Source organism: Nocardia violaceofusca NBRC 14427, from assembly GCF_963869435.1.
In the GTDB taxonomy this organism is placed as follows: domain Bacteria; phylum Actinomycetota; class Actinomycetes; order Mycobacteriales; family Mycobacteriaceae; genus Nocardia; species Nocardia aobensis.
This window is the reverse complement of sequence record NZ_CAWMPM010000027.1, coordinates 34091-48012: the sequence shown is the minus strand read 5'-3', so window position 1 is coordinate 48012 and position 13922 is coordinate 34091. Positions and strand designations below refer to the sequence as shown.

Below are 13922 nucleotides of genomic sequence, written 5' to 3'. Positions count from 1 at the left end.
GATTCGACCTCGGTGACGGTCAGGCCCGGTAGTCGCAGGGTGGCGCGATCGTGGTTCTGGAACGACAGGCCCACCTGCACCAGCGGATGCCGGGCGGTCGAGCGACGCGGATTCAACACCTCGACGAGGCGTTCGAACGGCACGTCGGTATGCGAGAGGGCGGCGATATCGGCTGCCCGTACGGCGTCGAGCAGCGTGTCGAAGGAGGCGTCCACATCGACCGCGGTCCGCAACACCACGGTATTGACGAACATGCCGATGACCTCGTCCAGCGCGGCGTCGTTGCGCCCCGCGACGGGCGTGCCCACCGCGATGTCGCCGGTGTCGCACAGCCGGGCCAGCACCGCCGCGAAGGCCGCGTGCACGACCATGAACACCGTGGCGCCGGCGCCACGGCCCAATCCGGCCAGCCGCCGGTGCAATTCGGCGTCGACGGCGAACGCGACGCGGCGACCGTGCAGGCTCTGGCGGGCCGGGCGGGGCCGGTCGGTCGGCAGATCGAGCTGATCCGGCAGGCCGGCCAATGTTGCACGCCAGAACGCGATCTGCCGGGCGGCCACCGACTCGGCATCGTCCTCGGCGCCCAGCAGGCGCTTCTGCCACAGGGCGTAGTCGGCGTACTGCACCGGCAGCGGCGACCAGCCGGGCCGGTCGGAGCGGGCCCGGGCCTCGTAGGCGCGCATCAGATCGGCGACGAACGGCACGATCGAGGAGCCGTCGGCGCAGATGTGATGCAGCACCGCCGCCAGCACATGTTCGTCCGGGGCGAGTTCGAACATCCGCACCCGCACGGGCACGTCGGCGGTGACGTCGAATCCGGTGCCGAACAGATCCCGGACGCGTTGCGGCAGTGTGTCTTCGGTGACCGGTTCGGCGGTCGCGTCGATCCGGACCCGTTCCGCCGGCAGGATCACCTGGGCCGGTTCGCCGCCGATCTCGGGGTAGACGGTACGCAGCGATTCGTGCCGTGCCACCACATCGCGCAGCGCCGCACCGAGAGCCTGCCGGTCCAGGTCGCCGGACAGGCGCAGTGCCAGCGGAATGTTGTAGGCGGCCGACGTGCGGTCGAAGCGGTTGAGGAACCACATCCGCTGCTGGGCCGGCGAGAGCGGCAGCCGAGCCGGACGCTCACCGGCGACCAACGCGGGCCGGGCGCCGCCGGACAGCGCCGCCACCGCGAGGTCGGCGACCCGCGGATTCTCGAACAGTGTGCGCACCGGGACGCTCACACCGAGCGCCGCGCCGATACGGGCGACGGCCTTGGCCGCCGAGAGCGAGCTGCCGCCGAGAGCGAAGAAGTCGTCGTCGGCACCCACCGCGCGTTCGGTATCGATATCGCCGAGCACCTCGCTGAACACATCCGCCACGATCTGCTCGGCGGCGCTCGTCGGCCGGCGGTAGCCGACCGTCTCGAACACCGGCGCCGGCAAGGCGCGCACATCGAGTTTTCCGTTGACGGTCAACGGAATTCGATCCACCGCGACCACGGCCGCGGGAACCATGTGCTCGGGCAGCCGCTCGGCCACCGTGCGACGCACCGACAGCACGTCGAGGCCGGCACCGACCACATATCCGACGATCCGGGCTTCGGCTCCCTCGTCCGCGCGCACCACGACCGCGGCCTGCGCCACCGAATCCACGGCCAGCAGGGCGGCCTCGATCTCGCCGAGTTCGACCCGGAAGCCGCGCAGGTTCACCTGATGGTCGGCGCGACCCAGATATTCGAGGTCACCGGTCGCGGTCCACCGCGCCAGGTCGCCGGAGCGGTAGGCGAGCGAACCCGCCGTCCCGTAGGGGTCGGCCACGAATCGCCCGGCGGTCAGGCCGGGCCGCCGCAGATATCCGCGGGCGAGCTGTCCGCCGGAGACGTAGATCTCGCCCGGCACGCCCACCGGGACCGGCCGCAGCCGCGAGTCGAGCAGCCGCACGGTCAGGCCCGGCAGGGCGCCACCGATCACGCCGGCCGCGCCGGTGCGCGCGTCGATCGGCCGGAACGACACGTGCACCGTGGTCTCGGTGATGCCGTACATATTGATCAGCCGCGGTGAGTGCGGATACCGCGCCGGCCAGTCCCGCAGCCGCGCCGGCTCCAGCGCTTCGCCGCCGAAGATCACGTAGCGCAGGCGATAGTCGGCCGGAGCTTCGGCCAGATCCGCGCTCATCAGCTGGTAGAACGCCGAGGGCGTCTGGTTGAGGACCGTCACGCCCTCATCGATCAACAGATCCCGGAACTGCTGCGGCGACCGGGAGGTGAAGTAGTCGACGACGACGATCCGGCCGCCGTGCAGCAGCGCACCCCACAGCTCCCACACCGAGAAGTCGAAGGCGTAGGAGTGGAACAGTGTCCACACATCGGAGCGGTCGAAGTGGAATCGCTCGCGGGAATTGTCCAGCAGCCGAATCACATTGGCGTGTGGCACCTGCACGCCCTTGGGACGGCCGGTGGAACCGGAGGTGTAGATGACGTAGGCGGTGTTGTCCGGGCGCAGCGGCGAGCGGCGGTCGGCATCCGTGATCGGCGCGCTGTCCAGTTCCTGCCAGGACACGGTGTCCAGGTCGATCACCGGGCCGTCGAACCAGCGCCGGGCCGCGCCGTCCGCATCGGTGATCGCGCACACCGGCCGGGCGTCGGCGAGGATGTACTCGATCCGGTCGGCGGGGTAATCCGGATCGATCGGCAGATAGCCGGCGCCGGATTCGACGACCGCGAGCAGTGCGACGATCAGATCCGCAGAACGCGGAAGCGCCACGGCCACCAGCGTTTCCGGACCGGCGCCCGCCGCGATCAGGCGCCGCGCGAGGCCGTGGGCCCGGTCCGCGAGTTCGCCGTAGGTGAGGGTGGCGTCGCCGGCACGCACCGCGATCGCCGTTCGGTCGGCGTGCGCGGCCGCCGCGAAACGCGTGGCGATGGTGGTCGTTTCGGCACGGTCGGCGCCGCTCACGGACCATTCGTACAGCGCGCGATGCTGTTCCTCGGCGCTGAGCAACTGGATGTCGCCGACCACGACGGTGTGATCGTGGCTGACCGCGGCCAGTACCTGCTCGAAGCGCCGCGCCAGCTCCGCGATCGTCGCCGCGTCGAAAAGGTCTGTGGCATAGGTTATCTCGACCGACATTCCGCCCGCGCGGCCGTCGTCGTCGATGGCCTCGACCAGCGTGAACTGCAGGTCGAACGCGACCGCCGCCGCGTCGACCGGCTCGGGCGTGACGTGCAGTCCCGGCAGTTCGACCTCGGGCAGGGTGAAGTTCTGGAAGGTCAGCGCCACCTGGAACAGCGGATGGCGGCTCGCGGTGCGGGCCGGCGCCAGCATCTCCACCACCTGCTCGAATGGCACGTCGACCTGTGACAGGGACGAAATATCCTGGGCGCGAACGGTATCGAGCACCGTGTGGAAGTGCTCGCGACTGTCGATCTCGCTGCGCAACACGATGGTGTTGACGAACATGCCGACCATCGGATCCAGCGCGGCCTCGCCACGCCCGGCCACCGGGGTGCCGATCGCGATGTCGGAGGTGCCCGACATCCGCGACAGCAGTACCGCCAGCGCGGCATGCACCGTGCTGAACAGGGTGGTCTCGTGTTTGCGGGCGAGTTCACCCAGTTCGCTGTGCAGATCGGAGTCGATCTGGAAGCGGTGGCTGCCGCCGCGATACGACGGCGTCGCCGGACGCGGACGGTCGGTGGGCAGTTCCAGCTGTTCCGGCAGCCCGGCCAGGCGGGTGCGCCAGAATTCGCGCTGGCGGGACAGTTCGGATTCCGGATCGGCCGGATCGCCGAGGACCTCCGCCTGCCACAGCGTGTAGTCGCGGTAGCGCACCGGCAGGTCCTGCCAGCCGGGTGCGTGCCCGGAGCGGCGCGCGGCGTACGCGGCCGTCACATCCGCGGCCAAGGGGCCCAGGGAAAGGCCGTCCGCACAGATGTGGTGCAGGACCAGCAGCAGTACGTGATGATCGCCGGACAGCGCGAAAAGCTCGGCGCGCAAGCCGGTCTCGGCGGTGAGATCGAAGTCGGTGGCGCAGATCCCGGCGATGCGCTCGGCCAGCGTCTGCTCGCTCACCGCGGCCACGCGCAACGCCGGGATGTGCGCCGCGGCGGGCTCGACGACCTGCACCGGCCCGTCCGCGGTATCGGGGTAGCGAGTGCGCAGCGTCTCGTGCCGCTCGACGACATCGGCCAGGGCCGCGCGCAGGGCGTCGACATCCAGATCTCCGCGCAACCGCAGTGCCAGCGGGATGACGTCGACCGCGGCCGCCGCCCGTTCGTCGGCGCGGTAGCGGTTGAGGAACCAGATCCGCCGCTGCGCCGCCGAGAGCGGCACCTGCTCCGGGAGCGTGCGCGCGGTCAGCGGGGCGCGCGCACCGGTACCGGCCAGCAGCTCGGCGCGCGCCGCCAGCTCGGCCACCGTGGTGGCCTCGAACAGCAGGCGAACCGGCAGCTGGGTGTCCAGCGCGGCGCCGATGCGGGCCAGCACCTGGGTGGCGAGCAGCGAATTGCCGCCGAGGTCGAAGAAGTCGTCGTCGCGGCCCACACGCTCGGCGCCGAGCACCTCCGCGAAGACCTCGGCGACAACGGCTTCGGCCGCCGTCGCCGGTGCGTGGTATTCGCGCGCCTGCCAGACCGGATCGGGCAGGGCGCCGCGGTCCAGCTTGCCGGAGCCGTTGAGCGGGAACGCGTCGAGGACGACGTACGCCGCCGGGAGCATATAGGCCGGTAGTCGCCGCGCCAGTGCGGCCTTCACCGCGTCGACATCGATGCCGGCGCCCTCGGCGGGCAGCAGGTACGCGACCAGCCGGTCGCCGGTCTGCGGGTCGGGGCGGACGACCACCACGGCACGATCGATCTCCGGCACCGCGGTGAGCGCCGCTTCGATCTCACCCAATTCGATGCGCAGGCCACGCACCTTGACCTGAAAGTCGATGCGGCCCAAGTACTCCAGTTCACCGCGAGGATTCCACGCGACCAGGTCGCCGGTGCGGTAGAGCCGCTCCCCGGCGCCGAACGGATCGGCCACGAAACGCTCGGCGGTGATGTCGGGGCGCCCGACGTACCCTTCGGCCAGCTGCGAGCCGGCCAGATACAGCTCACCGGCGACGCCGACCGGCACCGGGCGCAACCGCGCGTCCAGTACGTACAGCCGGGTGTTGAACACCGGGCGGCCGATCGGCACGGCCGTGGTGTCGGTGTCGACGACCTCGTGGTGAGTGACGTCGACCGCGGCCTCGGTCGGCCCGTAGAGGTTGTGCAGTCGCGCGCCGGTCGCCGCCCGCACGCGCTGCGCGACCTCCGCCGGCAGCGCCTCACCGGAGGCGAACACCGTCCGGAGTGAACCCGGCCGCGCGTGCGCGAGGAACACCGCGAGCATCGAGGGCACGAAATGCGCTACCGAAACATGTTCGGCGCGAATCACTTCGGCGAGGTAGGCGGGGTCGCGATGGCCGTCGGGCCGGGCCACCACGAGCCGGGCGCCGACCTGCAACGGCCAGAAGAACTCCCACACCGACACATCGAAGGTCGCCGGAGTCTTCTGCAGTACGACATCGCAGGCGGTCAGTTCGTATTCCGACTGCATCCACACCAGCCGGTTCACGATCGCCCGGTGACTCACCGCCACACCCTTGGGCCGGCCCGTCGACCCGGAGGTGAACAGGACGTAGGCGGGATGGCCGGGCAGCAGCGGTCGCAGGCGGTCGGCGTCGGTGAGCGGCGCCGACGAGTAGTCGCCGGTGTCGAACAGGTCGATGTCCAGGATGGCGCAGTGACTGACCAGACCGCTGGTATCGAGATCGAGTCCGTCGGTGGAGCGGGTCAGGACGCACACCGGTCGCGCGGTGCGCAGGACGTCACCGGTGCGGTGGACCGGGTGGTCGGGGTCGAGCGGTACGTAGGCCGCGCCCGCGGCGACCACCGCGTACATGGCGACCACCAGGTCGTCGCTGCGGCGGATACCCAGTGCCACGGTGCGCCCGGGGCCGACGCCGATCGACACCAGCAGCCGCGCCAATCGATTCACCCGCGCCGCGATCTCGGCGTAGGTCCATTGGGTGCCCTCGAAACGCACGGCGACGGCGTCCGGGCTGCGGCGCGCCCGCTCGGCGAACAGATCGGCCAGCGTGGTCGCCGGCACCTCGTGCGCGGTGTCGTTCCACGTCACCAGGGTCTGTTCGCGTTCGGCTGCCGACATCGGTTCGATATCGCCGACCGGCCGTTCCGGCTGCGCGACCAAGGCTTCGAGTACCAGCCGGAACCGGCGCGCGAATCCCGCGATCGTGGGCTCGTCGAACAGGTCCGTCGCATATTCGAAGACCGCTGCCAGGCTGCCGTCGGCCTGTTCCTCGGCGGTCAGGTGCAGGTCGAATTTGGCTGTGCCGGAATCGAGTTCGAGTGTCCTCGCGCGCAGGCCGGGCAGCCGCGGTGCACCGGCGGCGGCCTGGCGCAGATCCAGCATCACCTGGAACAGCGGATGCCGGGCCGCCGAACGCATCGGGTTCAGCACCTCGACCAGACGCTCGAACGGGACGTCGCGGTGGGCGAAGGCGCGCAGGTCGCCGTCGCGCACCGTGTCGAGCAGTGCGGCGAACGAGGACTCGGGCGCGACGTCGGCGCGCAGCACCAGCGTATTGACGAACATGCCGACCAGATCGTCGAGCGCGGCCTCACCCCGCCCGGCGATCGGCGTACCGATCGCGATATCGCGCTGCCCGGACAGTTTCGCCAGGACCACCGCGAAGGCGGCGTGCAGCGCCATGAAGAAGGTGGCGCCGGTCCGCTCGGCGTGGGTCCGCAGCGCGGAGACGGTCTCGGCGGGCAGCGCGAAGCGGTACCGGGCACCGCGGCCCGTCGCCGTCGCCGGCCGCGGCCGATCGCCCGGCAGGGCCAGCACATCGGGCAGTCCCGCCAGTTCGGCTGCCCAGAACCGGATCTGCTCGGCGATGGGCGAATTCGGATCGTCTTCGGAGCCCAGCACGGCCCGCTGCCAGAGCGCGTAGTCGGCGTACTGCACCGGCAGCGCCGGCCACTGCGGTGCCCGACCCGCCGTACGCGCGGCGTAAGCCTGCATCAGATCCCGCGTCAGCGGCGCGATCGACCAGCCGTCCGCCGCGATGTGGTGAATCGAGACGACGAGTACGTGCACGTCGGCGGCGCAGCGCAGCAGTGCCGTCCGGATCGGCGCCTGATCGCGCACCACGAAGGCGACGGCCGCCTCGGCCCGCAGACGCTGCGCGAATTCGTCCTCGCGCACCGGCTGCGGCGTCAGGTCGATCACCACGTCCGCCGGATCGAGCACGTCCTGGAAGGGCACCCCGTCGACGGCGGGATAGCGGGTCCGCAGGGCCTCGTGCCGTGCCAGCACATCGCGCACCGCCGCGGCGAGTGCGGTGATGTCCAACGTCCCGTGCAGCCGGATGGCGGTGGTCAGATTGTCGACCGCCGATTCGGTGTCGAACTGGTTGCGGAACCACATGCGCTGCTGCGCGTAGGACAGCGGCAGCGATTGCGGCCGCGGCCCGGCGGTCAGCGCGAGGTGGCGGCGCGGGGCCGAATCCCGCAGTCGCCGAGCGAGTTTCGCGACGCCCGGATTCTCGAACAGCAGGCGCACCGGGACCTCGCGGTCCAGCGTCTCGGCCAGCCGTGCCGAAACCTGGGTGGCCACCAGCGAATTGCCGCCGAGGGCGAAGAAGTCGTCGTCGAGTCCGACCTGTTCGGCACCCAGCACACCGGCGAAGACCGCCGCGACCGCCTTTTCCTCGGCGCTCTCCGGCGCCCGGAACCGTTCGGCGGCCAGCACGGGATCGGGCAGGGCCGCGCGATCGAGTTTGCCGGAGGCCGTGAGCGGCATGGCCGCCAGCGCGACGTACACGCTCGGCACCATGTACGAGGGCAACCGATCCCGCAGCCGGCTCTCGGCGAGGGTCTGCGGATCGCCGTCGCACACGACATACGCCACCAGCAGATCACCGGCCCGATGCCGGTACACCCGCACCGCGGCGGCGTCGATACCCGGCGTGGCCAGCAGGGCCGCCTCGATCTCGCCCAATTCGATACGCTGGCCCCGCACCTTCACCTGGAAGTCGCTGCGCCCCAGATATTCCAGTTCCCCGGTGCGCAGACGGCGTACCAGGTCACCGGTGCGGTACATGCGTGCGCCGGCGGGTCCGAACGGATCGGCCACGAATCGCTGGGCGGTCGCGCCGGTCCGCCCCTGGTAACCGCGGGCGACCTGCGCACCGGACAGATACAGCTCGCCGATCACCAGATCGGGGACCGGCCGCAATTGCCTGTCGAGCACCAGAATACGACTGTCGCGCACCGGTTTACCGATCGGCGCCGGGCCGGTGTGGCCGGGTGTGATCGGGGCGTGGGTGGCGTGCACGGTGAATTCCGTAGGCCCGTACAGATTGTGTACCGCGGCATCGCTCACCGCGGCGAACGCGCGCACCGCCGCACCGTTGAGCGCCTCCCCGGCGACGAGAACACAACGCAGCGTGCGAATATCGGCCGGCGCCACGGTGGTCGCGAAGGTCGCCAGCATCGACGGTACGAACGAGGTCATGGTCACGGCGTGCCGGGCGATCGTCGCCGCCAGATAGGCGGTGTCGCGGTGCCCGTCCGGGGTGGCCACCACGAGCCGCGCTCCGCTGCTCAGCGGCGCGAACAGCTCCCACACCGAGACGTCGAAGGTGGCCGGGGTCTTGAACAGCACCACGTCCCGCTCGCCGATTCCGTACTCGGCGGTGATCCATGCGATCTGGTTGTCGAGCGAATCACGCTGGACGGCAACACCTTTCGGTGTCCCGGTGGACCCGGAGGTGAAGATGACGTACGCGGTGGCGGCCGAGCGCACCGGGGCGAGCCGGTCGGCGTCGGTGAGCGGGCGATCGGACAGGCCGTCCAATTCGAGCGCATCGATCGCGATCTGCCGGACGTCGAGATCGGGCGAGTCACCTGCGGTCAGCATGCACACCGGCGCGGCGGTCTCGGCCATCTGCCGCAATCGGGCGGTCGGCTGATCCGGGTCGACCGGCACGTACGCACCGCCGGCGGCCAGTACGGCGTAGGCGCCGATCACCAGCTCGGCGGACCGGCGCATACCCAGGACGACCAGCGATTCCGGGCCGACGCCCGCGCCGACGAGATGCCGCGCCAGGCGGTTGATCCGGGCCGACAGCTCGGCATAGGTGTAGTGCCGCTCGCCGTCGACCACTGCGACCGCGTCGGGTCGCAGGAGCACCTGCCGCTCGAATGCGGTGAGCACGCCGGGGGCGGATTCCTCGGCGCCGCGACGGCCGGATTCGATCGCGCGCCGCAGCTCGGCCGCATCGAGCAGCGGCAGCTGCCCCACCGCGCGGGTGGGCTCGGCGACCGCATGGGCGAGCAGTTGCCGCCACCATCGCGCATAGCCCGCGATGGTGTCCGGCTCGAAAAGATCTGTGGCGTAGGTGAACTCCGCCGTGATCCCCGCCGGTGCCGGACCTTCCCCGGGACCGGCACCGGCGAAGCTTTCGGTGACCGTCAGTTGAAGGTCGAACTTGGTCACCGCCGTGTCCAGGGTACTCGTCCGCACGGACAATCCGGGTAACTCGACGGCGATGTCCTGAGTGTCGGCCACACCCAGCATCACCTGGAACAACGGATGCCGGGCCTGCGATCGGACCGGATTGAGCGCCTCCACCAACTGTTCGAAGGGCAGATCGGCGTGGGCGAAGGCACCCAGGTCCACGGCCCGGACCCGTTGCAGCAGAGCGGTGAACGGTTCGTCGGCCGCCACTCGGGTGCGCAGCACCAGCGTGTTGACGAACATGCCGATCAGATCGTCGAGTTCGCGGTGACCGCGACCGGCGACCGGGGTTCCGATCACGATGTCCTCACCACCCGAGACGCGTGCGAGCAGCGCGGCCAGCGCGCCGTGCAGCACCATGAAGGTCGAAACGCCCTGGGCGCGGGCGAGTTCGGCGATCGCCGCGTGCAGGTGCGCGGGCAGGTCGAAGCGGTAGGTGGCACCCCGGCCGCCGGCCACCGCGGGCCGCGGCCGATCGGCGGGCAGGTCCAGCTGGTCGGGAATTCCCGCCAGCGTGTGCGACCAGTAGCCGAGCTGCTGGGCGGCCAGGGAATCGGGATCTTCGGAATCACCCAGCCGATCCCGTTGCCACAGTGCGTAATCGGCGTACTGCACCGCCGGCGGCGTCTCGACGGCGTCGACTCCCGACCGGCGCAGGGTGTAGGCCGCGGCCACATCCCGCGCCAGCACCGGCAGCGACAGTCCGTCCGCGGCGATGTGGTGCAGCACGATCGCCAACGCGACATCGTCGGCGGACAGCTCGAAAATCACCGCACGCAACGGGATTTCGGCGGCCAGATCGAAGCCGCGCGCGGCCAGCCGGGCCAGCTCGGCGTCGAGCCCCTCCGCGGCAACGGTTTCCACCGCGAAGGTTTCCGGGCCCACGTGCTCGGCGGGAAGAATATGCTGCCGCGCCACGAGGTCGTCGTCCGCGGGAAAGACCGTGCGCAGCACCTCGTGCCGGGCCACCACATCGGCGAGGGCCGAGCGCAGGGCATCGGCATCGACCGCACCGGTCATCCGGACCACGAACGGCATGTTGTAGCCGGCGCTGTCCTGCTCGAACCGGTTGAGGAACCAGATGCGCTGCTGTGCGGGCGAGAGCGGCAGCACCCGCGGACGCGGCCCCGCGACCGGACCCGCGCTCTCGCGCATATCCTCGGTTTCGAAGGCGCGGTCGATCAGCTCGGCGAGCGCCTCGACCGTGGTGGCCTCGAACAGTTCCCGCACACCGAGGGCGCAGCCGAGATCGGCGTTCAGTCGCGCCGCCACCTGCGTCGCGACCAGCGAATTGCCACCCAGGGCGAAGAAATCGTCGTCGAGTCCGATGCGCTCACGGCCGAGCACCTCACCGAACACCTCGGCGACGGCCCGTTCCGAGACCGACTGCGGCCGGCGGTACCGTCCGGCGGTCCGCTCGGGCGCGGGCAGCGCGGCCCGATCGAGTTTGCCGGAGGCGTTGACCGGCAGCGATGCGAGGATCACGTAGGCCGCCGGCGCCATATAACCGGGCAACTCCCGCGTGGCCGCGCTGCGCACCCGCGCCACGTCGACCGCGCCGGCGGTGGTTTCGACCAGATAGGCGACCAGTTGCGCACCGGTCCCGGCATCGTCGCGCACCATGACCACCGCGCGCGCGACCCCGGGCACCGCGCCGAGCACCGCTTCGATCTCGCCGAGTTCGATCCGCAGTCCGCGCAGCTTGACCTGGAAATCGGTGCGGCCGAGATAGTCGAGTTCGCCGTCGGCGGTCCAGCGGACCAGGTCCCCGGTGCGATACATCCGTGCCCCGGGGCCGGCCGCCGATTCACTGTCCGCGAACGGATCGGCGACGAACCGTTCGGCGGTCAGCTCCGGCCTCCCGACGTAGCCCCGGGCGAGCTGAACCCCCGACAGATACAGCTCACCCGGAACGCCGACGGGCACCGGCCGTAACCGTGCGTCGAGCACGTACAGCCGGGTGTTGAAGACCGGTGCGCCGATCGGCACACCGGTGGTATCGAGCGGGCCCACCTGATGCGCGGTGACATCGACCGCCGCCTCGGTGGGACCGTACAGATTGTGCAGCCGCGCGCGCGGCGCGACGGCGAGCAGCCGCTGCGCCAGCGGCCCGGGCAACGCCTCACCCGATGCGAACACCGCCCGCAGCGAGCCCAACGCGGAGCCGTCGACCACGCCGCCGAGGAACGCGGCGAGCATCGAGGGCACGAAATGCGCGATGGTGACGCCGAATTCGGCGATCGCCGCACGCAGATAGGCCGGATCGCGATGCCCGTCGGGCGAGGCCAGCACCAGGCTCGCCCCGGCCTGCAACGGCCAGAAGAACTCCCACACCGACACGTCGAAGGTGGCCGGGGTCTTCTGCAATACGACGTCGGCGGCGGTGAGCCGGTAGGCGCTCTGCATCCAGACCAGCCGGTTGACGATCGCGGCGTGGGGGACCGCGACACCCTTCGGCCGTCCGGTGGAGCCCGAGGTGAAGATGACGTACGCGGGATGCTGCGGCCGCAGCGGCGAGACGCGCTCGGCGTCGGTGACCGGCCGATCGGACAGCGCCGACAGGTCCAGTGCGTCGATGTCGATCCATCGGGTGTCGCCGTCACCGTGATCGGCGACGGTGGTCAGCACGCAGACCGGCTTCGCGGTCTCGAGCACGTACCCGATGCGTTCGGCGGGATGATCGGGGTCCAGCGGCACATACGCCGCACCGGCCGCCAGCACCGCGTACATCGCGACGACGAGCTCCGGTGAACGCCGAATATGCAGTGCCACCGTGGTTTCCGGCCCGGCGCCGCGCGCGATCAGGTGGCGCGCGAGCCGGTTGACCTCGGCCGCGAATCCGGCGTAGCCGAGGGTCCGCGTGCCGCGCAGTGCGACGGCCTCCGGCGTCCGCGCGACCTGACGCTCGAACATCGACACCAGGGTCGCGTCCGCCCCCGCCGACTCGGTGATGTCCACCTCGGTGGCATTCCAGATCCGGAGGCTGACCTCGCGCTCCAGATCGGTGGTGACCGCCACCGACGACAGCGGCCGCTCGGGATCGAGGTCGACCAGCCGCTCGAGGAACCGGACGAAGCGCGCGTGATGGCGGGCGATGTCGTCGGCGCCGTACAGATTCGGGTTGGCCTCGAAGTCCACGTGCACGCGGTCGCTGTCGCCGTAGTAGACGTTGAGGCTCATATCCTCGACCGGCCCGGTCGAGAGCACGTGATAGCGGCCGGCGGTATCGCCCAGGGTCAGATCGCTGCGGAACAGCATGATGTTGGCCAGCGGCCCGAACAGCGCGCGCCGGGTGGCCAGGCCTTCCATTCCGGCGTCGCGGCGGATGTCCTCGTGCCGGTAGCGCTGATGCCGCAGGGCCCCGGCGACCTCGACCCGGGTCTGCTGCAGCAGCTGCGCCCAGGTGGCGTCGCCGACCTGCAGCCGCAGCGGGACGATATTGGAGAGCATGCCGGCCGAACGCCGCATCACCGCGGTCGTGCGGGCGGTGACCGGCAGGCTCAGCACCGCCTCGTCGCGTCCGGTCAGCCGGGCCAGATAAGCCGCGAAGGCCGCGAGCAATACCACCGCCGCGCTCGAATCATGCGCTGTCGCAAGGTCGTTCATCCGGGTGACGACCTTGTCCGGCAGGCGGCGGCCGTGCACCAGATTCCCGGCCGCACGGGGTGCGGTGCGGCCGTTGAGGGTGGTCGCGCCGTCCAGATCGCGGACCCGCTCACCCCAGTACTGCCGGTCCGAGCCGAATCGGGTGCTGTCGCGGTAGCCGTATTCGCCCTCCACCAGCGATTCGAGGCTGCCCGCCTTGGCCGGCTCGGGTTCGACGCCGCGCAGTTCGGCGGTGTAGCGCTCGGCGACGCGCATGGTGTTGGTCAGGGCGCCGAATCCGTCGAGAACGATGTGGTGGGCGCGCAGATACCAGAACCATCGCCGTTCGCCGACCCGGAGCACGGCCCCCGCGAACAGCCGGTCCGTCAGCAGATCCACCGGTCGCGTGTAGTCCGCGCGCATCCAGTCGTGGGCGGCGGCGACCGGATCGGGAGTATCGCGCAGATCGACCGGCACGATGTCGACGGGAAGCCGCGGGTCCACGCACTGATACGGCTCGCCGTCGGTTTCGCCGAGCCGCACCACCGTGGACCCGAACTCCCGTGCCGCGTCGACCGAGACCTTTTGCAGGACTTCGACATCGAGGTCGCCGTGCACGTCGACGTACTGGGCGATATTGATCGGAGTTCCCGGGTCGAGCAGCTGGGCGTACCAGACTCCGAGCTGCGCCGGTGTCAACGGGAACGGCGACGGATCCGACGTGGTCTCGGCACCGTGACTTTCCCCCGGACCGAATCCGCTCAACTCCGAACCCTGCAC

The 13922-nt window shown here is 70.6% G+C and carries 1 protein-coding gene (cut by a window edge); it reads right to left on the bottom strand.

The window, feature by feature from the left end; all coding sequences use genetic code 11:
• Positions 1–13922, bottom strand: the 5' portion of a protein-coding gene (locus AC5592_RS22630) for a non-ribosomal peptide synthetase (protein WP_063065371.1). 3736 nt of this gene lie to the left of the window's left edge; 13922 of the gene's 17658 nt are visible here — the first part of the coding sequence; its start codon is at positions 13920–13922; its stop codon lies off the left edge, out of view.